25 protein-coding genes are annotated in these 25,145 nt (G+C 55.6%); 8 read left to right on the top strand and 17 right to left on the bottom strand.

The genetic code is table 11. The annotated features are described in order from the left end of the window. Window positions 1-7 precede the first annotated feature (7 nt). The 5 genes from OAN307_RS05880 to scpA are packed head-to-tail and all read right to left on the bottom strand — an operon-like array spanning window position 8 to window position 4,926. A complete protein-coding gene (locus OAN307_RS05880) occupies window positions 8-1,009 on the bottom strand; it encodes an endonuclease/exonuclease/phosphatase family protein (protein WP_015498898.1) in 1,002 nt (333 codons plus the stop codon). Beyond that, window positions 1,006-1,692 (bottom strand): molecular chaperone DjiA, encoded by a 687-nt coding sequence (locus tag OAN307_RS05875; RefSeq protein ID WP_015498897.1) that lies wholly within the window; start codon window positions 1,690-1,692, stop codon window positions 1,006-1,008. Before OAN307_RS05875 ends, OAN307_RS05880 begins: the two co-directional genes overlap by 4 nt. A gap of 31 nt (window positions 1,693-1,723) precedes the next feature. After that, window positions 1,724-2,197 carry a GNAT family N-acetyltransferase gene (locus OAN307_RS05870; RefSeq protein ID WP_044044495.1) on the bottom strand — a complete coding sequence of 158 codons (474 nt, stop codon included), beginning with the start codon at window positions 2,195-2,197 and terminating at the stop codon, window positions 1,724-1,726. Beyond that, window positions 2,197-2,793 (bottom strand): VOC family protein, encoded by a 597-nt coding sequence (locus OAN307_RS05865; protein ID WP_015498895.1) that lies wholly within the window; start codon window positions 2,791-2,793, stop codon window positions 2,197-2,199. Before OAN307_RS05865 ends, OAN307_RS05870 begins: the two co-directional genes overlap by 1 nt. A 3-nt stretch (window positions 2,794-2,796) precedes the next feature. Further along, window positions 2,797-4,926 (bottom strand): methylmalonyl-CoA mutase, encoded by a 2,130-nt coding sequence (gene scpA / locus OAN307_RS05860; RefSeq protein WP_015498894.1) that lies wholly within the window; start codon window positions 4,924-4,926, stop codon window positions 2,797-2,799. A gap of 275 nt (window positions 4,927-5,201) precedes the next feature. On the opposite strand from scpA, the gene OAN307_RS05855 reads away from it, so the two are divergent. Further along, window positions 5,202-5,669, top strand: coding sequence for a DUF4174 domain-containing protein (locus OAN307_RS05855; protein ID WP_044043283.1), 468 nt, complete (start codon window positions 5,202-5,204; stop codon window positions 5,667-5,669). A gap of 4 nt (window positions 5,670-5,673) precedes the next feature. On the opposite strand, the gene OAN307_RS05850 is transcribed toward OAN307_RS05855, so the two are convergent. The 7 genes from OAN307_RS05850 to OAN307_RS05825 all read right to left on the bottom strand — a co-directional run bounded on the left by OAN307_RS05850 (window position 5,674) and on the right by OAN307_RS05825 (window position 11,963). Beyond that, window positions 5,674-6,489, bottom strand: a complete 816-nt coding sequence (locus OAN307_RS05850; RefSeq protein ID WP_044043281.1) for a hypothetical protein — start codon at window positions 6,487-6,489, stop codon at window positions 5,674-5,676. A 3-nt stretch (window positions 6,490-6,492) separates the two neighbouring features. Continuing rightward, window positions 6,493-8,535 carry an acetyl-CoA carboxylase biotin carboxylase subunit gene (locus OAN307_RS05845; RefSeq protein ID WP_015498891.1) on the bottom strand — a complete coding sequence of 681 codons (2,043 nt, stop codon included), beginning with the start codon at window positions 8,533-8,535 and terminating at the stop codon, window positions 6,493-6,495. A 108-nt stretch (window positions 8,536-8,643) separates the two neighbouring features. Continuing rightward, window positions 8,644-8,847: a hypothetical protein gene (locus OAN307_RS05840; protein WP_044043279.1), complete on the bottom strand. Its 204-nt coding sequence runs from the start codon at window positions 8,845-8,847 to the stop codon at window positions 8,644-8,646. 357 nt (window positions 8,848-9,204) lie between these two features. Then, window positions 9,205-9,576 carry a hypothetical protein gene (locus OAN307_RS05835; protein ID WP_187292578.1) on the bottom strand — a complete coding sequence of 124 codons (372 nt, stop codon included), beginning with the start codon at window positions 9,574-9,576 and terminating at the stop codon, window positions 9,205-9,207. A 78-nt stretch (window positions 9,577-9,654) separates the two neighbouring features. Continuing rightward, a complete protein-coding gene (locus OAN307_RS28810) occupies window positions 9,655-9,810 on the bottom strand; it encodes a hypothetical protein (RefSeq protein ID WP_187292546.1) in 156 nt (51 codons plus the stop codon). A 217-nt stretch (window positions 9,811-10,027) separates the two neighbouring features. Then, window positions 10,028-10,429: a DUF6497 family protein gene (locus tag OAN307_RS05830; RefSeq protein ID WP_144055510.1), complete on the bottom strand. Its 402-nt coding sequence runs from the start codon at window positions 10,427-10,429 to the stop codon at window positions 10,028-10,030. A gap of 1 nt (window position 10,430) precedes the next feature. Continuing rightward, window positions 10,431-11,963, bottom strand: a complete 1,533-nt coding sequence (locus tag OAN307_RS05825; protein ID WP_015498887.1) for an acyl-CoA carboxylase subunit beta — start codon at window positions 11,961-11,963, stop codon at window positions 10,431-10,433. 193 nt (window positions 11,964-12,156) lie between these two features. Here OAN307_RS05825 and OAN307_RS05820 point away from each other — a divergent pair, with 193 nt between their 5' ends. The 4 genes from OAN307_RS05820 (at window position 12,157) to OAN307_RS05810 (ending at window position 15,781) form a co-directional block, all read left to right on the top strand. Next, complete coding sequence (locus tag OAN307_RS05820) at window positions 12,157-13,377, top strand: multidrug effflux MFS transporter (protein ID WP_015498886.1); 1,221 nt, start codon at window positions 12,157-12,159, stop codon at window positions 13,375-13,377. 367 nt (window positions 13,378-13,744) lie between these two features. Continuing rightward, window positions 13,745-13,891 (top strand): hypothetical protein, encoded by a 147-nt coding sequence (locus OAN307_RS28805; RefSeq protein WP_187292545.1) that lies wholly within the window; start codon window positions 13,745-13,747, stop codon window positions 13,889-13,891. Between the two features lie 28 nt (window positions 13,892-13,919). Continuing rightward, window positions 13,920-15,311: a helix-turn-helix transcriptional regulator gene (locus OAN307_RS05815; RefSeq protein WP_015498885.1), complete on the top strand. Its 1,392-nt coding sequence runs from the start codon at window positions 13,920-13,922 to the stop codon at window positions 15,309-15,311. A gap of 11 nt (window positions 15,312-15,322) precedes the next feature. Beyond that, window positions 15,323-15,781 (top strand): CoxG family protein, encoded by a 459-nt coding sequence (locus OAN307_RS05810; RefSeq protein WP_015498884.1) that lies wholly within the window; start codon window positions 15,323-15,325, stop codon window positions 15,779-15,781. Here the strand turns inward: OAN307_RS05810 and OAN307_RS05805 are convergent. From OAN307_RS05805 to betI, 5 genes are read right to left on the bottom strand one after another with little or no spacing between them, the layout of a single operon-like run. Beyond that, window positions 15,778-16,443: a thermonuclease family protein gene (locus OAN307_RS05805; protein WP_015498883.1), complete on the bottom strand. Its 666-nt coding sequence runs from the start codon at window positions 16,441-16,443 to the stop codon at window positions 15,778-15,780. The two genes, OAN307_RS05810 and OAN307_RS05805, sit on opposite strands and share 4 nt — an antisense overlap. Before the next feature lie 54 nt (window positions 16,444-16,497). Then, window positions 16,498-18,141: a choline dehydrogenase gene (gene betA / locus OAN307_RS05800; RefSeq protein ID WP_015498882.1), complete on the bottom strand. Its 1,644-nt coding sequence runs from the start codon at window positions 18,139-18,141 to the stop codon at window positions 16,498-16,500. Continuing rightward, on the bottom strand, window positions 18,142-19,599 hold the full coding sequence (betB, locus tag OAN307_RS05795; RefSeq protein ID WP_015498881.1) for a betaine-aldehyde dehydrogenase: 1,458 nt from the start codon (window positions 19,597-19,599) through the stop codon (window positions 18,142-18,144). A gap of 1 nt (window position 19,600) precedes the next feature. Continuing rightward, window positions 19,601-21,109 carry a choline-sulfatase gene (gene betC, locus OAN307_RS05790; RefSeq protein ID WP_015498880.1) on the bottom strand — a complete coding sequence of 503 codons (1,509 nt, stop codon included), beginning with the start codon at window positions 21,107-21,109 and terminating at the stop codon, window positions 19,601-19,603. After that, the gene (gene betI / locus OAN307_RS05785; RefSeq protein WP_015498879.1) at window positions 21,106-21,681 is read right to left on the bottom strand and encodes a choline-binding transcriptional repressor BetI; all 576 of its coding nucleotides are present in this window, start codon (window positions 21,679-21,681) and stop codon (window positions 21,106-21,108) included. The genes betC and betI overlap by 4 nt, the downstream gene beginning before the upstream one ends. 84 nt (window positions 21,682-21,765) lie before the next feature. On the opposite strand from betI, the gene choX reads away from it, so the two are divergent. From choX to choV, 3 genes are read left to right on the top strand one after another with little or no spacing between them, the layout of a single operon-like run. Beyond that, window positions 21,766-22,701 (top strand): choline ABC transporter substrate-binding protein, encoded by a 936-nt coding sequence (gene choX, locus OAN307_RS05780; protein WP_015498878.1) that lies wholly within the window; start codon window positions 21,766-21,768, stop codon window positions 22,699-22,701. A 54-nt stretch (window positions 22,702-22,755) separates the two neighbouring features. Further along, entirely contained in the window at window positions 22,756-23,793 is a 1,038-nt protein-coding gene (gene choW / locus OAN307_RS05775; RefSeq protein WP_015498877.1) for a choline ABC transporter permease subunit, read from the top strand. Then, window positions 23,793-24,854, top strand: a complete 1,062-nt coding sequence (gene choV, locus OAN307_RS05770) for a choline ABC transporter ATP-binding protein (protein ID WP_015498876.1) — start codon at window positions 23,793-23,795, stop codon at window positions 24,852-24,854. Before choW ends, choV begins: the two co-directional genes overlap by 1 nt. Window positions 24,855-25,145: the final 291 nt, after the last annotated feature.

Below are 25,145 nucleotides of genomic sequence, written 5' to 3'. Positions count from 1 at the left end.
TCTCAACTCAAAGCAGGATGTCCAATACTACAGGGAAATGATCAGACGCTGTCAATAGGGCCGCACACAGGTCTTTGTCGGCAAAGCATTTGGGATCATCAAACGGGTGCATTATGACCCATTTTGCGCCCATCGCGCGCACACTTTGCGACACCATGATGTAATCCAGCAGCGCCGACAAAAATCGCCTGTCTGGTCCAACGGTAAAGCGCGCGGTCACCGGGGCCGCGCCAATCTGCTGTGACAACGCCATGCGCGCGTGCGGGTCAAAAAGCTGTTCACCCTGACCTTCGCCCAGCACGATTTCGACCCCGGAACGCCCGAACAGTTTCTCGTATTCATCCAGACCGGGACCGTCGTTAAAGTCGCCCAAAACGATCAAATTGTCCCCTGCCGCCAGTTGCGCCTCAACCCGCCTGCGCAGCCAAATGCACTGTGCCAATTGTTTTCGCCGATTTTCGATCGAAATCCGCATGACCTGTGCATCGGTTTTTGCACCATGGGGCGCCTTGGATTTGGCATGTACCCCGATCAGCCGGAACACAGTCCCGGATATATGGGTCACTTCGAGTTCAAGGGGTGGTTTGGACCAACGGACGTCATCAGGTTGCGCATCCACGTCGAGATCCAGCTTGATCGCGCCATCAAAACGCGGCGCACCATCGATCCGTGGATCGTGGCGGACATTCAGCACGTCAGGGTCATACAGAAACAGGATTTCCTGTTGCGTATCATTGACGTAGCCTATGACAGCTTGGCGTGCCCTGATCCCGAACCGCGCGGCAAACCCTTCAAGGGCAGCCGCCCCATCGCGTTTTGCGTGGCTGTCCGGCCCTTCGATAACCATGATGCCATCTGCGTCCAATGCAGCAAAAACCGCGCCTAAAGCCGTAGTGTGCTGAGCGCGCGTCACATCCCAACGGCCCGACCAGCGATCATCGTCATATAGTTTGCCCGCGTTGTCGAAAAGGTTTGAAAACCATTCGACATTATAGGTCGCAATCTTCACACGCTGTGACGTTCGTTAATGTCGTCCCATGCGCGGTTAATCGCGATCATCTTCTTTTCGGCCATTTTCACCGCTTCTTGTGGCACCCCACGCGCCATCATCTGGTCGGGATGGGTATCGCGCACCAATTGCCGCCAAGCCTTTCGCATATCCGCCATAGGGGTGTCAGCGGTGACACCCAACACATCATACGGATCGCGGTCTGCATCTGGCACGAATTGTGCCCGCAGCCGTTTGAAATGCGCATCTGGCAGACCGAATATCTGCGCTACACGGATCAAGAACGCATCCTCATTCGGGTGATAATGACCATCGGCAAGGGCGATGTGGAACAGCCCTTCCATCAAATCAGATAAAGGTGTCGTGCGATCATCTCCATACATTGTCTTGATTTTATGGGCATAATCCTCAAACCCGGCGACATCCGTACGCGCAAGGTTGAACAGGCGGCCTGCGTTCTTTTCCTCACCTTCGGGAATTGTGAACACTTCGCGAAAGGCGGCCACCTCATCGCGGGTGACCAGTCCGTCCGCCTTCGCCATTTTCGCGCCCAAGGCGATCACCGCAATCGCAAACGCGACAGACCGTTCAGGCGGAGTACGCAGATTTGCAAAAACATCCGACAGACTTTCGCCAGCGGTTAGCGCAGAAAGCGCGTCAGTTATTCGGGTCCAAATCGACATAATACAACTTTAACCATTTGTTCAATGGATGTCAGAGGTGTTTTTGCATCAACACAAGGTCCATCCACCTATCGAACTTTCGACCCACATCTGGCAGCACCGCGACAGTCTTAAACCCCATGGATTTGTGGAACGCGACGCCCACCAAATTCTCTGCGCTGACGCCCGCCCAAAGCGTGTGGACCGCCGCGGCGCGGGCATGATCCATTACAGCCAGCATCAACGCCCGACCCGCGCCCTGCCCCGATGCATCGGGTGCAAGGATGATGGTGTGTTCCATTGTGTTGGCATAGCCGATACCGCCACGAAATTGGTCGTAACTAGCGAAACCTGCGACCTTTTCGTCAATTTCAAGGATCAGAAAACACGGCCGCTGCGCGATCATAACGGCGACATCTTCAACTGATTTGGGAACCGAATTGAATGTTACCACCGTCTCTAAAATTTGCGGATTCCAGATCGCTGCAATCTTTGCGGCGTCCGCCGATGTTGCTGTCCGAACGATCACAACGTGACCACGCCGCGCGGTGTTTCAAACACAGCGCTAAGCCGAACATCTGGTGCGACGTCAAACCGCACGCGCGGGTCGGTTAGGTGGCCAGATAGCGCGCGTTTAATATCGCCTGCCTGCGGATGGGCGATTGTGAGGGTCCGCAGCGCGCAACCAGATGGCGCAAGGCTGCGACCGGGTGGTGTTTCGGTGTGCCAGTGCAAAACAGTCGGAAATCCACCGCCCAAAGGCAGGCTGCCATCCGTCGGCACGCCCATGTCCCAACGCAAATCACCACGTTCCATCGCCACTTTGCGCATTCCATGCACCATGAAGGCGTCAAAGTCAGTCGGCTCACAAATCCAGTTTGCCAATCGTGGCGGCCCCACAAACGTATCGAGCCCGAACCAACGCGCACCATCGCAGCTGGCGTCTGGATCGGCGGCAATAACCTCAAGATAAAGTCCATCCACCAGCCCCAACAGCCGATTGTGCGTTCCAAAACGCGTGTGTTTGCCGCCCGCCAGAAACGACACGCCAAAACGTTCCTCTGCCCAAGCTACGCCGTCCTCAAGCGTTTCAGCCGCAATCGCAAGATGATCGAGCCGCAAACCTTAGGCCTTCCGCGTGGCGCGGATCAAACGCAGGATATCACGCGCCGCATCGGGGATGTTGGTGCCTGGCCCAAAAATCGCCTTAACGCCAGCTTTCATGAGAAAATCATAGTCTTGCTGAGGGATGACGCCACCACAGATGACCAATATATCCTCAGCGTCCGCCGCTTTCAGCGCTTCAATCAGCTTTGGGGCCAGTGTCTTATGACCCGCCGCCTGCGACGAAATACCGATGACATGCACGTCGTTGTCCACAGCATCTTGCGCTGCTTCTTCAGGTGTTTGGAACAGCGGGCCAACGTCCACATCAAAGCCGATATCGGCGAAGGCCGTCGCGATGACTTTGGCACCACGATCATGCCCGTCTTGGCCCATTTTGACGACCAAGATGCGCGGGCGGCGCCCCTCGACTTCGGCGAAATCTTCGATGTCTTTCTGGATCGCGGCAAAGCCTTCGTCGCCCTCATAGGCAGCGCCATAAACGCCCGCCAATGTTTTCACTTCTGCGCGGTGGCGCCCGAACACCTTTTCCATGGCCATGCTGATTTCCCCGACCGATGCACGAAGACGGGCCGCGTCGATTGCGGCCTCTAGAAGGTTGCCGCCATCCCTCGCGCGGCGTTCAATTTCAGCCAATGCGCCTTCGCAGGCCACCTGATCGCGGGTCTCACGCAGCTTTTTCAACCCTGCAACTTGACCGATCCGCACTGCGTCATTGTCAATATCCATGATGTCGATCGGCTCTTCTTTGTCCAATCGGTATTTGTTCACCCCGACAATCACTTCTTGGCCACGGTCAATCATCGCTTGGCGTTTGGCGGCGGATTCCTCAATCCGCAGCTTTGGCATGCCGGACGCCACGGCCTTAGTCATGCCACCCATTTCTTCGACTTCTAGAATGATTTCCCACGCCGCATCCGCCAGATCAGCGGTGAGCTTTTCGACGTAATACGACCCCGCCAGTGGATCAACGACATTGGTCACACCGGTTTCTTCCTGCAGTATCAACTGGGTGTTTCGTGCGATGCGAGCGGCAAAGTCTGTTGGTAACGACATCGCCTCGTCCAATGCGTTGGTGTGCAGACTTTGTGTGCCCCCAAGCACAGCCGACATCGCCTCATAGGCGGTGCGCACCACGTTGTTATATGGGTCTTGTTCTTGCAACGACACACCAGACGTCTGGCAGTGGGTCCGCAACATCGAAGACTTCTCTGATTTTGGTTCAAATTCTGCCATGATGCGTGACCACAACAGACGCGCGGCGCGCAGTTTCGCAGCCTCCATGAAGAAATTCATGCCGATGGCAAAGAAGAACGACAGGCGCGGCGCGAACTTGTCCACGTCCATGCCGCGCGCAATCGCCGTGCGCACATATTCGCGGCCATCCGCCAGCGTGAACGCAAGTTCCTGCACCAAATTCGCACCCGCTTCTTGCATGTGGTAGCCGCTGATCGAAATGGAATTGAATTTCGGCATCTCGTTGGCGGTGAATTCAATGATATCCGCGACCAACTGCATCGATGGTTCGGGCGGATACACATAGGTGTTGCGCACCATGAATTCCTTCAGAATATCGTTCTGGATCGTGCCCGACAGCACAGATCGGTCGTGCCCTTGTTCTTCGCCTGCCACGATAAAGCTCGCCAAGATCGGGATCACCGCTCCGTTCATCGTCATCGACACGCTGACCTTATCCAGCGGGATACTGTCAAACAGCACCTTCATGTCTTCAACTGAATCGATCGCAACACCAGCCTTGCCAACATCGCCAACCACACGCGGATGGTCACTGTCATAGCCGCGGTGCGTTGCCAGATCGAACGCCACTGAAACGCCCTGCTGGCCCGCCGCCAGTGCTTTGCGGTAGAACGCGTTGCTTTCCTCGGCAGTCGAAAAACCCGCATATTGGCGGATGGTCCACGGGCGACCGGCATACATCGTCGCTTTGACGCCACGCGTGAACGGCGCCTCCCCTGGGAGCGAGCCGAGGTGGTCAAGACCCTCCAGATCATCCGCGCCGTATACTGGCTGAACATCGATCCCTTCGATTGTTTTCCACGTCAGATCATCCAGTGGCCTGCCGCGAAGTTCTGCCTGTGCCCGCTCGGCCCACTCTTTTTTCGATCCCATCAGTTCGTCCTCTCAAATTCACCACGTCAGGGACGAGGTGCGTGTTTCGTCGGCCCGTTCAAGCATGTTGCGAGCGGCGGCCACCTGTGTGAACGTCACGGGCAAGCCCCTTAGAACCCGCAATCAGCCACGCAAAATCACCGCTAAGACTGCCAAGGTCAAAATGGCCGATACGCGTAGAGATAGCGGTAATGCCAGATTTGTTATGGGTTAATAACGAATTGCCCTTAGCCTTTCGGGTTCCGTCCCCTATATCGGAAAGAAAGGGGAGTGCTATGATCCGAATTTTTGCTTTAATTTCTTGGTGTTTGGCGGCCAATGTTGCGGTTGCACAAGAGGTCGAGACAATGTCTGGTCCGGACCTGTGGAACGCCGACAGATCAATCGCCTTTGATGCAACTTCGCTGGATATTGACGATTTCATTTGGCTGGCGCGTCCGGTGGTTGTTTTTGCCGACAGCCCCAATGACCCAAGATTTCGCCAACAAATGGACATGCTGTCCGCGCGGCCAGACGAATTGGCAGAACGCGATGTGATCATATTGACCGACACCGACCCCGCAGCCCGAAGCGATTTGCGGCTGCGCCTGCGGCCGCGCGGGTTCATGTTGGTCATCATGGGCAAAGACGGTGAGGTTGAACTGCGCAAACCCGGTCCGTGGAACGTGCGTGAAATCAGCCGAACCATCGACAAAATGCCGATTCGAGAACAAGAGATCAACGACCGCAGGGCGCTACAATAGACCATTATTCAGGATCCCCGCCGATCCAAAGGCAATCAGCGGAAGACCGCAGCCGCCGCAGATGGCGATTATAGCGGTGTGACAAGTGCTTTTGCTCTTGAGCAGAAAACACCTCAGGGCGCGCGCTGGTCGATTTGAGGGCATTAACTTTACCTGTCGAAATTACGATTTGGTCCGCGCTAAGACCCATGATCTGCGCACAGATTTGCGCCCCACTCATCACCAGATGTTCTTGTTGCCACATTATGAGGCCTGCATCGGGCCAAACCTCCCGCACAGCATTCGCAACCTCTGGCCAGCCGCGTTTATTGTCCAGCAAAGTCGTGCGCGCGCGTTCAAGGTCAGGAAAATCGCGTCCCGATTGCGGCTGATAATGATAGGCGGACGTCCAAACAGCCCCATATTCGCGCACGCCCAAGACCACCCGCATGGGCGACATCGGCAAGAGGCTGTCAAAGGACGCCAAACGATGCGCAACGTCGGGGTAAAACTCGCAAGTCTGAAAGTTGTTTCGCATCCCGCCGATAAAATTTTCCTCGGATAGGATCAGCGTGTGAATACCACGTTCACGTTCCAAGGCCACGTCACGTGCAATTAGGGACGCGACTTGATCCAGCCCAATAGCGGCCGTTTTATCGATGGGGTCAATGTCTTCATCCAACCGCTGCGTGGCGACCTGAAACCCCGGAATATCGCGTAAACGACGCGGCCCCCACAGCGCCACACCACAATCGGGATGCGCCGCGATTGTCGCCGCAAGCGACTGCGCGACCATCGTCGACCCCGTGCGGTGGGCACCGATATGGAGGACAAGATCCAAAGGTTATTCGAACTCCATAATCACATCATCCACGGCAAGGTTGTCACCAGCCACAGCGTTGATCTTGGTCACAATCGCCTTCTTTTCAGCCCGTAGGTTATTTTCCATTTTCATCGCCTCAACCGTGCACAACGTTTGACCGTCCTGCACTTCGTCGCCCACCTTAACGTCAATCTTGACGATCAGTCCCGGCATCGGACACAGTAGCAATTTGGACGTATCGGGTGGCAATTTTTCCGGCATCAATGCGGCCAGTTCCGCCTGACGTTTCGTGCGGACACGAACCGCAAGATCGGCCCCACGGTACCGCACGCGGAACCCCGCTGAAATCAGCGCCACCTTTATCACCAATGGATCGCCATTCACCAACAGCTTGGCCAATGGCTGCCCCGGGGTCCAATCACTTTCAACGCGGAATGTCGCGCCATCAATTGTAACCGTAGCGCCCTGCCGGTCGGCCTCAACCTGCGCGGTCATCGCGCGCCCATTGATCGTAACAGTCCAATCCTTACCGATGACACGTTCATGATTATCCATCCGCCCGCTGATTTGCGCACGCCGGATTTCGCAGACACGATTCATCGCCACGGCCGCCGCGCCGATCCGATCAATCACTGCGTCAGGCAATGTGACGCCATCAAACCCGTCTGGGAATTCTTCTTCGATAAAGGCAGTCGTCATGTTGCCGGACGTGAATTTTTCATGATCATATACAGCACTCAGAAAGGGGATGTTGTGACCGATCCCCTCAACTTCAAAACTGTCGAGCGCATTTCGCATTTCCTCGATCGCTTCGGCGCGCGTCGGGGCCCACGTGCACAACTTAGCAATCATTGGGTCATAATACATGCTGATTTCGCCGCCATCATAGACGCCCGTATCATTGCGCACCGCATGCTTGCCAACCGCAGCATCGCCTTGCCATTTGCCATTTTTCGACATGGGCCCGGCTGCGACCTCTGATGGGGGGCGATAGGTGGTGAGACGCCCGATGGATGGCAAAAATCCACGGTATGGGTCCTCTGCGTACAGACGACTTTCCATCGCCCAGCCGGTGAGCGACACATCATTTTGCGACATTTGTAGCTTTTCACCATAGGCAACGCGGATCATCTGTTCGACCAGATCAACGCCGGTGATCAATTCGGTCACAGGGTGTTCCACCTGCAAACGTGTGTTCATTTCAAGGAAGTAAAAATTTCGATCACCATCAACGATGAATTCCACCGTGCCCGCAGACGCATAATCCACCGCTTGCGCCAGCGCGACGGATTGTTCGCCCATGGCCTTGCGGGTGGCATCGTCCAGAAAGGGTGACGGGGCCTCTTCGATGACCTTTTGCTGGCGACGCTGGATCGAACATTCCCGTTCACCAAGGTATATGCCGTTGCCGTGGGTGTCGCACAGCACCTGAATTTCGATGTGGCGCGGTTGGGTGATGAATTTTTCAATAAAAATCCGATCGTCACCAAATGAATTTGCCGCCTCGTTCTTGGAAGACTGGAACCCTTCGCGCGCACCATCGTCGTCCCACGCGATGCGCATGCCCTTACCGCCGCCGCCCGCTGACGCCTTGATCATCACCGGATATCCGACCTGATTGGAAATCTTCACGGCGTCTTCTGCATCTTCAATCAGACCCATATGGCCCGGAACCGTGGACACATTGGCGTCTTGGGCGATCTTTTTGGAGGTGATTTTATCACCCATCTTTTCAATCGCGCCCACAGGTGGCCCGATGAAAGCAACGCCAGCAGCGGCCAGCGCCTCGGCAAATTTGGAATTTTCAGATAGGAAACCGTAGCCCGGATGCACGGCCTCAGCGCCCGTTGCTTTGACCGCTTCCATGATCTTGTCGATCACAATGTAGGACTGGTTCGCAGGCGGCGGGCCAATGTGATACGCCTCATCTGCCATTCTGACGTGCAACGCGTTACGATCCGCATCCGAATAAACCGCGACCGTTTTGATGCCCATCTTTCGGGCCGTCTTGATAACACGGCAGGCAATTTCGCCCCGGTTGGCAATCAGGATTTTCTTGAACATTATTGGCCCCCAGAAATATTAGTCGGAAAATGCAAAACCGCCGCGCAGGGTGCCCCTGAACGGCGGTTAAAATTGTTTGCAGCACCGATAGAAAGGCGCGTCTTCGCCTTAGCGGCAGATGTTTGTGACTTCGTCACACAGCGCGCCAGCAGCGCCACCAGCGATTGCACCCGTGACGGGATTACCACCCAGAGCGTCTGCAATGACGGCACCGGCTGCGGCACCGGCAAGCCCGCGCTCAAGGTCGCTGTCGAGACATGCCGAAAGCGACGCGATGGCCGCCGCGGCGAGAATAAGACGGAAGTTAAACATTGGTTACTGCCCTTTTTTTGCTTTGTTTTATCATGCAAAGATTCGACATTTTGTGGGGTCAACACAAGTGCTTTCTGCACCAAACCTGCAAAACTGCGTAAAACCCCCTGTGGGCCGCAGAAAAGGGGTGTCGGTCTGGCCCAAAAGGGACCAGACCGACGAGGGGAAGGGTAACGGTATTGACAATGTGTGGTAGGTCGATTGCTGGACGATCCATCCACAACATGAGACTTGCACAGTCCAACCGAGCTGTCATGCGCCTTGATGCATCCCCCGCCGCAGTGGGCAATTTCCCGCCAAAGTTGTGCTATCGTCGGCCATATGTCGCCCATTTTAGTTCGGTTCATGACTGTGACCTCAATCTTGACCGGGGGCCCAATCGGGCCGGAAAATCTCTGGAAATGATTGTTCAGTGCGGCGCAGGTCGAGCTTGAGCAATGCGTCATAGCTTTCGGGATCAAAGGGATCGCTAGCTGGGATGACTTCGCGTCCGAAGACAAAATTCAAACGGCCCGCATCAAGATTTCCACGCACAAACGTTTGATCGCCAAAGTGTTCTTTCAGCGCCCACATAAATCCTTCGTCCGCACGGCGGTCCGCAGGTCGGCGGTCCGCATAGCGTTCGCGCTTGAACAACTTTGCGGGCAGACCCTTTTTGACGGCCTGGCGGATGGTAAACTGAAAATCTGAACTCGGAAGGCGGCTTGGGAATCCACGGTGTTTTTCCATCATGCAAACCCTCCGATATGGGGTGCGTGGCACCTTGCGTTGGATGGGACAGGTGTTGCCGCCTGCCCCGATTTTAGCTTAGTTATATTTACCAGTGAAAACCGGCTCGATGGTGACTGGAATCGGGTTAATGACCACAAATTCTTCAACGTCACCGGCATTGTTCGCGCCACCACATGCTGCCAGAAGGGCAAGCAGGGAAACGGCGAAAAGGCACTTGATGCTCTTTTGCATGGTAGTCTCCTGTCTCTGTTTTCCACGCGGAAAGCCCCGGCATTTTGCCAGTTCCCTCGCGCATTCTGAGGGGAGGTTACTTGGGTGTAACCCTGTGGAAAAATAGCGCGGGACCTGTTGAAAAGATACAAGACGGATTTCGACAAGCAAGCCTGTGACTCCGCTGCATCAATCAGAGCGTTGGATGAGCTTCGGGTCGCAACATATTGTGGGTGCATCAGAATTCCTCCCAGATACAGGTGCCATTTTCAGAGCGAAAAATCTCAAAAAACTGCAAAACGTCAGGATTATCTTCCCCAAAAGGGATATCCATAGCCGACATGGACAGCACGATCTGACTGGGCGCAAGCGCATTTTCATCCAGCACCGGCATTACGTGTTCGTCACAGACCATTTGGAAATCTGGCACCACATCCATGTAGTCGAAAGCGATGCCAATTTCGGGCGCAAGAAAGCGAAAACGCAAGATGTCACCCTCCGCCTCGGTGATGAATTCGATGAACGACAACGTCTGGCCAGACGGCACGGGAATGTTTTCTGCGATCGTTTCAGCGGCCAAAACAGACGTAGCACACAGCGTACACACAGCGTGCACAACCTGTATGCCAAAGCGCTGCATATTAGAGCGGGATGTTGTCATGTTTTTTCCACGGCATCTGCATTTGTTTTCCGCGCAATCCGGCAAAAGCACGGCACAGGCGTTTGCGGGTGGCGGACGGGGTGATGACCTCATCCACGAACCCACGTTCGGCAGCAACGAACGGATTGGCAAAACGGTCTTCGTAGTCTTTCGTGTGTGCCGCAGTCTTTTCGGCGTCACTCAGGTCTGAACGGTGGATGATTTCCGTCGCGCCCTTGGCCCCCATCACCGCGATTTCCGCCGTGGGCCATGCATAGTTAATATCGCCACGCAGATGCTTGGATGACATGACCACATAGGCGCCACCATAGGCTTTACGCGTGATCACTGTGACTTTGGGCACTGTCGCCTCACCGTAGGCAAACAGCAATTTCGCGCCGTGCTTGATGACACCGTTGTATTCCTGCGTCACCCCCGGCAAGAAACCCGGCACATCCACAAGCGTCAGGATCGGAATTTCAAACGCATCACAGAACCGCACAAACCGCGCGGCTTTGCGCGCGCTGTCAATATCGAGCACGCCCGCCAAAACCATCGGCTGGTTGGCAACAACGCCCACAGAACGCCCCTCGAGGCGCATAAAGCCCGTCAGAATATTGCCCGCAAAGGCGGCCTGAATTTCGTAAAAGTCGCCTTCGTCCGCGATCTTATGGATCAGTTCTTTCATATCGTAAGGCTGGTTCGGGTTATCGGGGATCAGCGTGTCTAGGCTAGCTTCAATCCGGTCAACGTTATCAAAGAACGGACGTACCGGCGGTTTCTGGCGATTGTTCAGTGGCAAAAAATCGACAAGACGGCGCACTTCATCAATTGCCTCAACGTCATTTTCAAAAGCGGCGTCCGCAACGGATGATTTACGGGTATGGGTGGTCGCGCCGCCTAATTCTTCGGCTGTGACCACTTCGTTGGTGACTGTTTTGACCACGTCGGGTCCGGTCACAAACATGTAAGAGCTATCTTTGACCATAAAGATAAAGTCGGTCATCGCGGGGGAATAGACAGCGCCACCGGCACATGGGCCCATAATCAGGCTGATCTGCGGCACGACACCGGATGCCATAATATTGCGCTGGAAAATTTCGCCGTACCCACCAAGGCTGTCGACACCTTCCTGAATACGCGCGCCACCTGAATCGTTAATCCCGACAATGGGCGCGCCGTTTTGCATCGCCATGTCCATGATTTTGGTGATCTTGGCAGCATGGGTGGCGGAAACCGACCCGCCCAGAACTGTGAAATCTTGTGAATAAACATAAACTTGGCGACCATTTATCGTCCCCCAACCGGTTACGACACCGTCCCCTGCGGGCTTGGTTTTTTCCATCCCGAATTCGGTACTGCGGTGGGTAACGAAGGTGTCAAATTCTTCAAAGCTGCCGTCATCAACCAACAGCTCGATCCGCTCACGCGCGCTTAGCTTGCCTTTGGCGTGCTGGCTGTCGATGCGCCTTTGGCCACCGCCCATACGGGCGGCTTCGCGGCGGTCTTCAAGCTCTTGCAGGATGGCGGTCATATATCTGTCCCCTTCGTTTTGCACAAACTAACTGCAAATGCTGGGCGATCCGAGTCCCAATCGGCAAATTTGCAAACGACTGCCTTAGCAAGTCCAACAGTTTGTAAATTTGCTAATTCGCACAGGCGCTGTGCGGCAATATGTATGGCGATTTCGGTAGACGATGCCGTGGGGCAGGACTAGCTATTCAATGATGTCCACATTCCCAAAAACGCGGTTTCTTGACCGCACCACGCCGCCCCATATCGCAACCCTGATCCTGATGGCCGCCGTCGGGGCGCTGTCGCTGAACGTGTTCTTGCCGTCCCTGCCATCCATGGCCGACCATTTCGGCGTGGACTACGGGCTGATGCAATTGTCGGTCTCGGCCTATCTTGCGACAACGGCGGTGGTACAGGTGGCAATTGGTCCGTTTTCGGATCGGTATGGCCGCCGGCCCGTGATGATTGGCACAGTCTTAGTCTTTACGATCGCAAGCGTCGGGGCAATCTATGCCCCTAATTTTACGGTCTTTTTAATCTTCCGCCTGCTGCAAACGGCAATCGCCACAAGCTTTGTAATCAGCCGCGCCGTTGTGCGCGATATGGTGCCACAAGATCAAGCTGCATCCATGATCGGCTACGTCACAATGGGCATGTCGATTGTCCCGATGATAGGCCCAGCCGTGGGCGGCATATTGGACGAGGCATTTGGCTGGCAAGCGTCGTTCTGGATGTTAGCAGGCGGCGGATTGCTGCTGTTTATGACGCTGTATTTCGATCAGGGGGAGACATTCGCCAAGCGGGAAGGTGGCTTTGCCGCACAAGTGCGCGAATATCCCAAGCTGCTGACATCACAGCGGTTTTGGGGTTATTGCCTCGCGGCGGCCTTTGCATCCGGTGCATTCTTTGCCTACCTTGGCGGCGCGCCGTTTGTCGGCACTGTGGTGTTCGCGATGGAACCTGCCGAACTTGGCCTATATTTCGGCGCACCTGCCGTCGGCTATCTGATCGGCAACGGGTTATCGGGTAGGTATTCGGTACGGGTTGGGGTCAATCGCATGGTGCTGATCGGCACGCTTTTGACGGTCGCAGGCATGTCGATGTTGATGCTGCTTGACCTTGCGGGCTTCAGCCATCCGTTTATTTTCTTTGGCTTTATGATCTTCATAGGCCTTGGAAACGGTATCCTTTTACCGAGCGCCAATGCGGGAATGTTGTCTGTGCGCCCTGCCCTTGCGGGATCTGCGGCGGGGCTTGGCGGCGCGTTCATGATCGGTGGTGGTGCTGCATTGTCTGTGATTGCTGGTTTCATTCTTGGGCCGGGAACAGGCGCGCGACCGCTGATCATTTTGATGCTGTTGACAACACTTGCATCCGTTGTCTGCGCGCTGTGGGTGATGCGCCGCGCGGCTGTGGTTGACGACGCAACCTAATCCGATCCCTAAACGCGCGATCTTGCAAAGCCTGCCATCAAATTTGCAAACACTGGGATGGCGGGACAAGAAAATTCGCACCACATAAATTCTACGCTGGCGCGAACCGAAAAGAGTGGTCGATGCTCAGCAAAAAACGCGCAGAAACTTCTGCAACCGATTATCACCGATCCGCCGCTTGGGCGACCGCGTCACGCTTGAACTCATCTATAAATCTAAGTCCTGACATCACTGTCCCCTTGGTTCCAAAATTACCACGCAAAGCGTCTGCAAATCCAGGGGCGCCTCACCTCAAGTATCCCGAGAAGAACAAGCTACACCACCTGCTCATGACCTGTTACGATTATCCCAGATCAGGAGCCACATCATGACCCCCAAGTTGTACATCTACCTGTCGATCATTCCCTTCATTGGAGGGTTGGTCCTGACGTCAACACCCATCGCAACCCTAGGCGCGCTCCTGTTCAGCTACCAGTTGGGCGAGATGTCATACGACAAGGGACACATCTTGTGACCTGTGGCACGAACCAAGGATAACCATCATGCCTAAGAAAGTGTACGCAGGTGCGAAACTTCGTGAGCTACGTCAACGACTTAACATGTCTCAGGCGGTCTACGCGCAACACCTCGGTGTCTCCATCCCGTACCTGTCGCAAATGGAAAACAACAACAGACCCGTGTCGACGACAGTGGTTTTGGCACTAGCACAGGAATTTGGGTTCGACGTGACCGAACTGCAATCGGGCGATGAGGCGCGTCTTGTCGGCGACATGCGCGAGGCACTGGCCGACCCGATTTTTGCTGGCCCCACACCGCCACTTGCAGATTTGCGACTGGCCGCATCCAACGCCCCTGCCCTTGCGCGCGCCTTTCTGGAATTGCACACGGCCTATCGCCAAACCCATGAAAGCTTGGCGTCATTGGACGAAGCACTGGGGCGCGAAGACAGTCAATTGTCGCCGTCACCATGGGAAGAAGTGCGCGATTTCTTTCACTATTGTGACAATTACATTGATGCAGTGGATCACGCCGCAGAACGATTTGCGACCAAAGCGGACGGTGACATCGACGGGGCAGCGCGGCGCGCATTGGCCGAAAGCGGCGTGCGGGTTGTCCATTACGACGATGGCGCAATCCGCCATTATGACCCGCAAACGCATGTGCTGTCGCTGTCAACCAAATCGACCCCTGCGACCCAGCGGTTCCAGCTTTTGTTGCAAGTCGCGCTGATCAAACAGGACAAACTGCTAGAGGCGACGCTGGATCTGGCGCGATTCCAATCGCCGCAGGCCCGCGGTATCGCCAAGGTTGGCCTAGCAAATTATTTTGCCGGTGCCGCGATGATGCCGTATCGTGCGTTCTTGGCAGCGGCGCAGGAAACGCGCCACGATTTGGAACGCTTGGCGGATCAATTTGGCGCGTCGCTAGAACAGGTTGCCCATAGATTATCGACACTGCAACGCCCCAGCGCCAAGGGTATCCCGTTCTTTTTCGTGCGCGTTGATCCAGCCGGAACAATCACCAAGCGCCATTCGGCAACGAAATTGCAGTTCGCGCGGTTCGGTGGGGCCTGCCCACTTTGGAATGTGCACAGTGCCTTTGAAACCCCCGGCCGTTGGTTGCGACAACTGGCGCAAACCCCTGACGGCGTTCGATATTTCTGTCTTGCGCGGGATGTCAGCAAACCCGGTGGCGCATGGGGCATCCCAACGCGGCGCTATGCAATCGGGCTTGGCTGCGAGGTCAAACATGCCAGTGCATTGGTCTACGCCGATCACATGATGGTGGAGCACGCGGCAGCGTTTGTCCCGATCGGAATTTCGTGTCGTATCTGCGAACGCAACGCCTGCCCGCACCGATCAGTGCCACCATTGGCAAGCCAACTTCGCGTGGACCCAAACGAACGCGGCATGCTACCGTACCAACTTGAATAGGAGCAACTGTCATGGAACTGAACGGCACACGCATCATCGCAGCGGACCGCGCAACCGTCTGGGCGCATTTGAACAATGCCGAAACGTTGCAGGCCTGTATTCCCGGCTGTGAAGAATTGACTGGCACGTCTGAGACGGGGTTTGAGGCTGTTGTTAAACAAAAAGTCGGCCCCGTGAAGGCAACATTCAAAGGCGCTGTCACGCTGGAAGACGTCAACGCGCCGCAAAGTTACCGCATCGTAGGTGAAGGCAAAGGTGGTGTCGCCGGATTCGCAAAGGGTGCCGCAGATGTGACGTTAGACGTGGTCGAGGGCGGCACTGAATTGTCCTACACGGTGGACGCCAAAATAGGCGGCAAACTGGCGCAACTTGGCAGCCGGATTGTTGGCGGGTTTGCCAAAAAGATGGCCGGTCAGTTTTTCGATAATTTTCAGGCGACTGTTGAGGGGACGCCCCCTCCTGACAGCTAGTTACGCGCCGCGCGCCAGCCTGCGGCTCGCGCGTCCGCTTCGGTGCAGAACCAGCGTTCACCGCGGGTTTCATTGATGCGGGTTCTGTCGTAATCGCGGTTGTGTGGCATGTGATATATCTGGCCAGACCCCGAAATATTTCCTTTTATGAAGCAGTTAGCGTCTGTCGGCGTGGATGGCGGGTTTGCGGCAAGGGCTGCGGCACGTCGATCTGCGCGAAAGGCGGCTGGCGATTGCATGGTGCCTGCCCACAGCCCAAGTCCAAGCACCTGGGCTGATTTTTCCGCTAAATCATAATCCATTGAATATTGGCGATAGGCGTGTGCTAAACCGTCTGCAACGATCTGTTCGCCCACGTCGCGACCACCGACAAAACACTTAGCGACGCTGCGGCCATATCGATCCAGTTCGATAAGGTCGCAAGTGGCTGTTTCGCCTTCAAAACGTCGGCTGATTTCTTCTGTTACGAACGCGCCGCAGGGCCAGCTGCGACCCTGTGCGTCATTGCAGGTTTGGTCGGTTTCGGGTGCATCTATTCCGTGAACGCGCACAGTAACATTGCCTACATGCAGAGTGTCGCCATCCACCACGTGAACAGGTCCACTAAAATCCGCAAATGCAGGCGTGGCGAGAAGAATGAGAAGAGAACAAAACCGGATCATTCCGTTAATTAAGTGTTAACGGTGGCCCGATGCAAGCGAGAACCAAGCCCGAGGTTAACGTTGCGCTGTTTTCCAGTCAGGGTGAATCCATGGTGCATCATTGCTGGGCGCAATTGGTTGTTTTCCCAACACATGATCTGCCATTTTTTCGCCCACCATGATGGATGGCGCGTTCAGATTGCCATTGGTGATGCGCGGAAAGATCGAACTGTCCGCGACCCGCAATCCGGTCACGCCAATCACGCGGCCCATCGGATCAACGACCGCATCAGGATCGTCTGCGCTGCCCATTTTGCAGGTGCCACACGGGTGATAGGCGCTTTCTACGTGCGCGCGGATTGTTGCATCCAAGGCCGCATCCGATTGCGCATCAACGCCGGGGATCAGTTCCTCGCAGGCGAAAGGCGTAAAAGCATCCTGGCTGAAAATCTCACGTGTGAGGCGGATGCAGGCGCGAAATTCATCCCAATCATCAGGGTGCGACATGTAGTTGAAAAAGATGCTCGGATCATCGTTGGGATCAGCTGAATTTAGCGTGACCGCCCCACGTGATTTGGACCGCATTGGACCGACATGGGCCTGATATCCCTCGCGTGCGCCGACACCGTCATAGCGCACGGCGAGCGGCAGGAAATGGAACTGAATGTCAGGATAGTCCAAGCCGGCCTTTGATCGGATAAAACCACATGCCTCGAACTGGTTAGACGCGCCAATGCCTGTTTTTGTAAACAACCACCGCGCACCAACCAGTGCTTTGCCCAATAAAGACCAGTATTTGTAAAGGCTGTGACGGCCCTTTGCGGCCATCTGAACATAAAGTTCAAGGTGGTCTTGTAGGTTTTGTCCAACTCCAGCGCGATCGGCCACAACTGCAATCCCATGTTCTGACAGGTGTTTGGCAGGCCCAATGCCCGACAACATGAGCAGTTTGGGCGAATTGATCGCAGAGGCCGCGATGATGACTTCTGCGTCCGCAGAGACACTGCGACCATCGGTCAATTCAACGCCCGTTGCATGGCCATCGACAATTACGATGCGCGCAGCAGTGCCGTGGACGACTTCACAATTCCCTGTCGCTTGGGCTGGTCGCAAATACGCCGACGCCGCAGACCAGCGTTTGCCCTGCCAGATGGTGGCATCGAACGGGCCAAAGCCTTCTTGCTGTTCACCGTTATAGTCCGACGTCAGCTGATACCCGGCCTGCCCGCCTGCTTTTATGAAGGCCTGCGTTAACGGGTTATCGCCGGGTCCGCGGGTAACGTGCAAAGGCCCACCTTGGCCGCGCCAATCCGCGTCGCCGCCGCGCCCACCGTCGTGCCAGTCTTCCATGCGCTTGTAATACGGCAGGACGTCGGCGTAGGCCCAACCGTGCGCACCATTTTCCGCCCAGTAATCAAAATCACGGGCGTGGCCACGCACGTAAATCATGCCGTTGATTGACGATGATCCACCAATGACCTTGCCGCGTGGACAGGCTAGTTTACGCCCGCCAAGGTGGGGTTCGGGTTCGCTTTGATAGCCCCAATCGTAGCGTTTCATGCTCATTGGATAGGACAGCGCGGCGGGCATGTTGATAAAAGGTCCAACATCACTGCCGCCAGTTTCGATTACGATGACGGATTTACCGGCTTCGGCAAGGCGGTAAGCCATGGCGCAACCCGCACTGCCCGCACCAACGATGACGTATTCAGCTTTCATTTAAAACGGTGCCTCAACTGGGGCCATGCCGACGTAAACCGACTTTAACTGGCTGTAATGATTGATCGCCGCCTTGGAGTTTTCACGCCCAACACCGGACAGTTTCGACCCACCAAACGGGGCCTCTACGGGGGAGACATTGTAGGTGTTGATGTAGGTTGTTCCAGCCTCAAATCCCGCGACCATACGGTGCGCGCGGCTAAGATCATTGGTAAACACCCCAGCGGCGAGGCCGAAGTCAGTGGCATTGGCGCGGGTCAAAACATCGTCCTCATCCTCAAAGTCCAAAACGCTCATGACTGGTCCGAATATTTCGTCTGTTGCAATAGTCATTTCATCAGTTACATCTGCAAAAACAGTGGGTTGCAGGAAGTACCCCATATCGCCTTGGCGCCCCCCGCCAGCCACCAAACGCGCACCTTCGGCGATGCCTTTGGCGATGAACCCCAGCACAATCTCCATCTGGCGTTTGGACACCATGGGGCCAAAATTAACGCTTTCGTCTAGCGGATCGCCCATTTTGACGTCTTTCAGACGCGCGCTGAGGCGGGCTAAAAATGCCTCTTTTATGCCGGACTGAACGAACACGCGCGTGCCGTTTGAACAGACCTGACCCGAGCTGTAAAAGTTGCCCAGAATTGCGCCGCTCACCGCGTTCTCAAGGTCTGCATCATCAAAGATGACGATGGGGGATTTGCCGCCCAATTCCATCGTCACATGACGGATTCCAGCCGCAGCGGCCGCGTATACTTTGCGACCCGTGGGCACCGATCCGGTCAAGGAAACCTTGGCAACGCGCGGGTCTGTGATGAGGGTGTGGCCGACCTCACCCATGCCTTGTACCACGTTGTAGATGCCCGCGGGCGCGCCCGCCTCAAACAGGATTTCCGCAACTTTTAGCGCGCACAGTGGTGTCTGTTCGGACGGCTTGAAGACCATTGAATTGCCACAGGCCAACGCAGGCGCGGCCTTCCATGCGGCGATCTGGGTCGGGTAGTTCCACGCACCAATACCAACGCAAACGCCTAATGCTTCGCGACGGGTATAAACGAAATCGCTCCCCAATTGGATGTGTTCACCGGTCAGACTGCCCGCCAGCCCACCAAAATATTCCAGCGCATCGGCACCTGATGTCGCATCCGCAACGAGAGTTTCTTGCAGTGGTTTGCCGGTGTCATTGGTTTCAAGTACGCTGAGATCATAGTTGCGTTCGCGCATGATATCGGCGGCCCGGCGCAACACCCGGCCACGCTGCGTTCCGGTCATTGCAGCCCAAGCCGCCTGTGCACGGGTCGCGGCGGCCAGTGCTTGTTCGATAATGGCCGGTGTCGCGGCGTAAACAATCGCGATCTGTTTTTCCGAAACCGGACAAATCACAGGGATCGGTGTGCCGCTGGTGTCTTCGACGTACGCTCCGTCGATAAAGTGGCTGGCGGTTGGTTGAATGTCGTAGGTCATGTTATTCGCCTCTCGGAAAGCGTTGGTTTTCTTCTAGAGTATTGAGGTCCATATGGTTGCGCATGTAGCGTTCGGATGCTTTTTGCAGCGGCTGGTGATCCCACGGGTAGTGGTCACCGTTGCGCAATGCAGCGTAGACCACCCAGCGGCGCGCTTGGCTTTCGCGGACCTGCGCATCGTATGCAGCAAGGTCCCAACGGGCCTCAGATTTCGCACGCAATTGGTCTAACGTGCCTTGATGTTTTGCAACATTTGCGAGGTTGTTTCGCTCATTTGGATCGGCTTCAATATCAAATAACTGATCTGGATCGAGTGCGCAGCGCGTGTATTTCCATCTGCCGTAGCGCAGGCAGACAACTGGTGAATATGATCCTTCGGCTGCGTATTCCATTGCCACCGGTTCGGTCCGTTCAACGCCATTTGCCATCGGGACCAGCGACATGCCGATCGTCCATGGCATAACTTCTTCCATCGACACCCCCGCGAGGTCGCAAAGCGTCGGCGTGACATCGATGTTTGAAACCGGAGTCTCAAGTAATCCGGCAGGCATTTGCGGCGCGCAAATCATCAACGGCACGCGCGCAGACCCTTCAAAGAAGGACATTTTGAACCACAATCCGCGATCCCCCAGCATGTCGCCATGGTCAGAGACGAACAGGATCGTGGCGTCTTGGCGGGTGTCCTTGAGCGTCTGTAGGACTTCGCCGATTTTATCGTCGATGTATGAGATGTTGGCGAAATAGGCGCGGCGGGCGCGGCGCACCTGATCTTGGGTGATGTCAAAGTTTCCGTGATCGTTTGCATCCAGGATACGCTGCGAATGGGCGTCGTGATCTGCATATGCCATGGGCCCGACGTCAGGCAAAAGGTGGTCGCAATCCGCATATAGGTCCCAGTATTTTTTACGCGCAACATAGGGATCATGCGGATGGGTAAACGACACGGTCAGGCACCAAGGGCGGTCGTCCTTGCCGCGTGACAGATCATACAATTTGCGGGTCGCATTGTAGCAAACCTCATCGTCATATTCCATTTGATTGGTAATTTCAGCAACGCCCGCACCGGTGACAGACCCCATATTATGATACCACCAGTCGATGCGTTCGCCCGGCTTGCGATAGTCCGGCGTCCAGCCAAAATCGGGTGGGTAGATGTCTGTCGTTAGGCGTTCTTCAAACCCGTGAAGTTGGTCTGGACCAACGAAATGCATCTTTCCAGACAGGCAGGTTTGATACCCCGCGCGGCGCAGATGGTGGGCATAGGTCGGAATTGAAGACGCAAATTCAGCTGCGTTGTCATAGACTTGTGTCCGGCTTGGCAGTTGGCCTGACATGAACGATGCACGGCCCGGCGCGCAGAGAGGCGACGCAGTGTAGGCATTCTTGAAGCGGGTCGATTTCGCAGCCAAAGCTTTCAGGTTCGGGGCATGCAGCCAATCGGCGGGGCCGTCAGGGAACAGCGTTCCGTTCAGCTGATCAACCATAATGATGAGGATATTCGGCTTGGTCATTGGGGTGTTCCAGTCAGTCGATCAAGGGCGCGCAGGGCCGTGGCATGCGCCGTGTCTGGGGCCGTGTTCCGCGCCAATGCTGCGCGTAGATACAACCCGTCGATCAAGGCCGCCAAGGTTGTCGCGTCGTCAATCGGCGAGGGCGATAGCGGGCGCAACGCGTGTGTCAGGTTGGACTGGAGACGCCGTTGATACAGCCGCAAAAGCCGATGCATGTCAGGCTGCGTCGTCGCCTGCGCATAGAGCGTCATCCATGCGCTGACGGTCGCAGGTGCAAAACACGATGGCGCGAAAGACGCGGCAATCAGGGCTTCGGCACGGGCGCGCGGGGTGTGGGCGGCATGCAGTTTTTCACGAACCTCAACAGCAAAATCACGCAGGATTTGCCGCATCGCTGCGAGAAAAATCTGATTTTTCCCACCAAAGTAGTGATGCGCCAACGCCGACGACATGCCTGCGCGTTTGGCGATCTGACTAACGGTCACTTCTAACGATCCTTGTGCGCCAATCACGTCAATGGTGGCTTTAACCAAAGCCGCGCGGCGTATAGGCTCCATCCCAAGCTTAGGCATCACATCCTCAAAGTTATTGCCAAGTGAGTTAAATCGTTCTTTATTGACTCGTCAATCAAGAAAAAACCAACACGGGAGACTACCATGAAATCCACTCTTTCAATCCTCGCCATTTGTGCGGCTGGCGCTGTTTCGGCTGACGGCCACGCAGACTGCGGTCTTGTCACGTTTTCTGACGTCGGCTGGACTGACATCACCGCGACAACAGCCGCCACGACTGTTGTTCTCGACGCACTGGGCTACGAGACGGACATCAAAGTCCTTTCTGTTCCAGTGACTTACACATCCCTTGCCGAAGGCGACGTGGACGTTTTCCTTGGCAACTGGATGCCAACCATGGAGGCCGATATCGCGCCTTACCGCGAAGATGGTAGCGTTGATACCGTTCGCGCAAACCTCACGGGTGCGAAATATACACTGGCGACAAACGCGGCAGGTGCGGCACTTGGTATCACGTCGTTTGATGCGATTGCGGCAAACGCAGATGCACTCGAAGGCAAGATCTACGGCATCGAGGCTGGCAATGACGGCAACCGTTTGATCATCGATATGATCGCATCAGATGCGTTTGGACTGGACGGCGCGGACATGGAAGTGGTCGAATCATCGGAAGCGGGCATGCTGACGCAAGTGGGCCGCGCGTCCGATCGCGATGAACCTATTGTGTTCCTCGGCTGGGAACCGCACCCGATGAACGCCAACTACGACATGACTTATCTGGAAGGTGGCGATGATTGGTTCGGCCCCGATCTGGGCGGTGCGACAGTGTTCACAAACACGACAGCAGGATACGTCGACGCCTGCCCGAACGTCGGCAAGCTGTTGCAAAATCTTGAATTCACCCTCGCCATGGAAAACGAAATCATGGGTGCGATCCTGAATGATGGAACCGACCCACGCGATGCAGCAACCGCGTGGTTGGTCGGCAACACTGACGTCGTCATGGGGTGGCTCGACGGTGTGACAACACTCGACGGCGGCGACGCGGCTGTCGCCGTACAAGCCGCGCTGGATATGTAAACGACTGATAAGGGGCCGTTTTACGACGGCCCCTTTTTAGGGTTTGGGGGATATATGACCGTATTGCACAACATCTGGGACGCGATCATCGCCCTTTTCCATGGGCTATGGTGGTGCGTGGTCGCCATGTGGGATTTCATAGTCTGGCTGATCCCCGCAGTTTTCTGGTTCATCACGTGGGCGCCGCAGCGCATCCTTGGTATGACAGACGAAAAACTACCCGTAGGCACCACTGCACGAGACGGGTTCGAATATATCAAAGAGGGTGCCGCACCCTTTCTTGACGGGTTTTCCGACTTGATTGAGGTTTTTATCGAGGTTCTGCTGGCGCTTATGTTGCGCCCACCAGGGATCAATTGGATCAACGGCCGTCGGTTTGAACCCTTCGTGTCGTTCTGGACGGAACAGACCCATGCATTTTTGGTCGTCGCGTTGTTTGCAGCACTTGCCTATGTCCTGCATCGCAAATGGGCGATCGTCGCCCTGATCGCGTTCGGTTTTTTATTCATCATCGATCAAGGCTATTATGAAGAAACCGCCGAAAGTCTTAGCCTTGTGTTGTCGGCCTGCGTCGTTTGCATGTCGATTGGCGTTCCTATTGGCATTGGCGCCGCCCACCGGCCGCGTCTGTATGCGTGGATGCGACCTGTTCTCGACCTGATGCAAACATTGCCCACGTTTGTCTATCTCATCCCCGCCATTGTATTTTTCGGCATCGGTATGGTGCCCGGATTGGTCGCCACAGTGATCTTCGTGCTTCCTGCTTCGATCCGGTTAACCCACTTGGGCATCTCATCCACCCCACAATCCTTGCTTGAAGCCGCGGACGCATTTGGCGCCACTAAACGCCAAAAACTGGTCAAGGTCGAACTCCCGTCCGCGATGCCGCAGATTATGACAGGATTGAACCAAACGATCATGCTGTCGCTGTCGATGGTCGTCATCGCAGCATTGGTTGGTGCGGACGGTTTGGGCGTTCCTGTTGTGCGCGCACTTAACACCGTCGACACCGCCAAAGGATTTGAATCCGGGCTGATTATCGTGGTGGTTGCCATCATGCTAGATCGTATGCTGCGCGTTGGATCAAAATAATGGCAGATCAAAACAACGAGCAGGACAAAATGATAAAAGCGGTTGAATTCCAAAACGTGTCTATCGTCTTTGGTAGTGATCCGGACGTGGCCCTGCCGATGATGGATCAAGGCATGGATCGAGGCGAAATTCAGAACGCCTGCGGGCAAATACTGGGCGTGCATAATTGTTCACTTGACGTGAATAAGGGTGAGATTTTGGTGCTGATGGGGCTGTCGGGATCTGGTAAATCGACGCTTTTGCGTGCCGTTAACGGATTGAACCCTGTCGCGCGCGGCGCCGTGCAGGTCCATGACGGTGACTGGGCGTGCGAAGTCGGGTCCGCCCCCCCATCCGAGCTGCGCAAACTGCGCCTTGAATGCGTGTCGATGGTGTTCCAGGCGTTTGGTTTGCTGCCATGGCGCACCGTGCGCGACAACGTCGGGCTGGGTCTGGAACTTGGTGGCATGACAAAGGTGAACCGCCGCCGCAAAGTAGATGAACAATTGGAACTGGTTGGCCTGGCGGATCGCGCCGATGCGCTGGTCGGGGAGCTATCGGGGGGCATGCAACAGCGCGTCGGCCTTGCGCGCGCATTCGTGACGGACGCGCCAATCTTGTTGATGGACGAACCGTTCAGCGCCCTTGATCCACTAATCCGCACGCGCCTGCAGGACGAACTGCTTGATCTACAACAGCGGCTGAACCGAACGATCATTTTCGTCAGCCATGATCTGGACGAAGCGTTTAAAATTGGCAATCGCATCGCCATTATGGAAGGCGGACGCATTGTGCAGTGCGGCACCCCGCGTGAAATATTTTCAAACCCTGCAAATGGCTATGTCGCTGATTTTGTGGCAAATATGAACCCACTTGGTGTGCTTTGCGCCCGCGATGTGATGATTGCCGAACCCGATTGGGGATTAGGTGGACATGAGGTTGACGCAGAAACGCCAGTGTCGGATGTCATCGACAGTTTATGCCAATTTGGGGCGTTGACGGTGATTGAGAATGGCACGCCGTTGGGCCAAGTCACCCAGCGCAGCGTCTTGGCAAAGATTAGCCCAGTGACGTCCAGCTAGGAATTCTTGACGTCCGCGGTAGCGCAGGCTAGGCCATTCTTGCGCTATTCAATTGCGAGGATCCAGCTAAGTGCTGCCATTTTTTCGCCCGCCCCTGATTGCCACCGCCTTTGCTATTCTACCCATCAGTCAGATGGAAACCGGCAGCACACCAATGGATTTTGCCGCGATGTAGGCTGAACGGCTGGACCCCAACGACGCGGCGCTACCTGCAGACATTTCTGTCGCGCAAACGGCAATCATTGATTAACTTAGAAGCACGCAGCGTGACTGTCACGATCAAAATGCCAG

The organism is Octadecabacter antarcticus 307 (assembly GCF_000155675.2).
GTDB lineage: Bacteria > Pseudomonadota > Alphaproteobacteria > Rhodobacterales > Rhodobacteraceae > Octadecabacter > Octadecabacter antarcticus.
Note: the sequence above shows the minus strand (reverse complement) of the source record. Positions and strands in the feature narration are given on the sequence as shown.

Excerpts from the sequence above, each read along its gene's own strand:
- OAN307_RS05875 (WP_015498897.1), bottom strand. The coding sequence starts at position 1,692 with ATGTCGATTTGGACCCGAATAACTGACGCGCTTTCTGCGCTAACCGCT.
- scpA (WP_015498894.1), bottom strand. The coding sequence starts at position 4,926 with ATGGGATCGAAAAAAGAGTGGGCCGAGCGGGCACAGGCAGAACTTCGC.
- OAN307_RS05855 (WP_044043283.1), top strand. The coding sequence starts at position 5,202 with ATGATCCGAATTTTTGCTTTAATTTCTTGGTGTTTGGCGGCCAATGTT.
- OAN307_RS05845 (WP_015498891.1), bottom strand. The coding sequence starts at position 8,535 with ATGTTCAAGAAAATCCTGATTGCCAACCGGGGCGAAATTGCCTGCCGT.
- OAN307_RS05840 (WP_044043279.1), bottom strand. The coding sequence starts at position 8,847 with ATGTTTAACTTCCGTCTTATTCTCGCCGCGGCGGCCATCGCGTCGCTT.
- OAN307_RS05835 (WP_187292578.1), bottom strand. The coding sequence starts at position 9,576 with ATGGAAAAACACCGTGGATTCCCAAGCCGCCTTCCGAGTTCAGATTTT.
- OAN307_RS28810 (WP_187292546.1), bottom strand. The coding sequence starts at position 9,810 with ATGCAAAAGAGCATCAAGTGCCTTTTCGCCGTTTCCCTGCTTGCCCTT.
- OAN307_RS05830 (WP_144055510.1), bottom strand. The coding sequence starts at position 10,429 with ATGCAGCGCTTTGGCATACAGGTTGTGCACGCTGTGTGTACGCTGTGT.
- OAN307_RS05825 (WP_015498887.1), bottom strand. The coding sequence starts at position 11,963 with ATGACCGCCATCCTGCAAGAGCTTGAAGACCGCCGCGAAGCCGCCCGT.
- OAN307_RS05820 (WP_015498886.1), top strand. The coding sequence starts at position 12,157 with ATGTCCACATTCCCAAAAACGCGGTTTCTTGACCGCACCACGCCGCCC.
- OAN307_RS28805 (WP_187292545.1), top strand. The coding sequence starts at position 13,745 with ATGACCCCCAAGTTGTACATCTACCTGTCGATCATTCCCTTCATTGGA.
- OAN307_RS05815 (WP_015498885.1), top strand. The coding sequence starts at position 13,920 with ATGCCTAAGAAAGTGTACGCAGGTGCGAAACTTCGTGAGCTACGTCAA.
- OAN307_RS05810 (WP_015498884.1), top strand. The coding sequence starts at position 15,323 with ATGGAACTGAACGGCACACGCATCATCGCAGCGGACCGCGCAACCGTC.
- OAN307_RS05805 (WP_015498883.1), bottom strand. The coding sequence starts at position 16,443 with ATGATCCGGTTTTGTTCTCTTCTCATTCTTCTCGCCACGCCTGCATTT.
- betA (WP_015498882.1), bottom strand. The coding sequence starts at position 18,141 with ATGAAAGCTGAATACGTCATCGTTGGTGCGGGCAGTGCGGGTTGCGCC.
- betB (WP_015498881.1), bottom strand. The coding sequence starts at position 19,599 with ATGACCTACGACATTCAACCAACCGCCAGCCACTTTATCGACGGAGCG.
- betC (WP_015498880.1), bottom strand. The coding sequence starts at position 21,109 with ATGACCAAGCCGAATATCCTCATCATTATGGTTGATCAGCTGAACGGA.
- betI (WP_015498879.1), bottom strand. The coding sequence starts at position 21,681 with ATGCCTAAGCTTGGGATGGAGCCTATACGCCGCGCGGCTTTGGTTAAA.
- choX (WP_015498878.1), top strand. The coding sequence starts at position 21,766 with ATGAAATCCACTCTTTCAATCCTCGCCATTTGTGCGGCTGGCGCTGTT.
- choW (WP_015498877.1), top strand. The coding sequence starts at position 22,756 with ATGACCGTATTGCACAACATCTGGGACGCGATCATCGCCCTTTTCCAT.
- choV (WP_015498876.1), top strand. The coding sequence starts at position 23,793 with ATGGCAGATCAAAACAACGAGCAGGACAAAATGATAAAAGCGGTTGAA.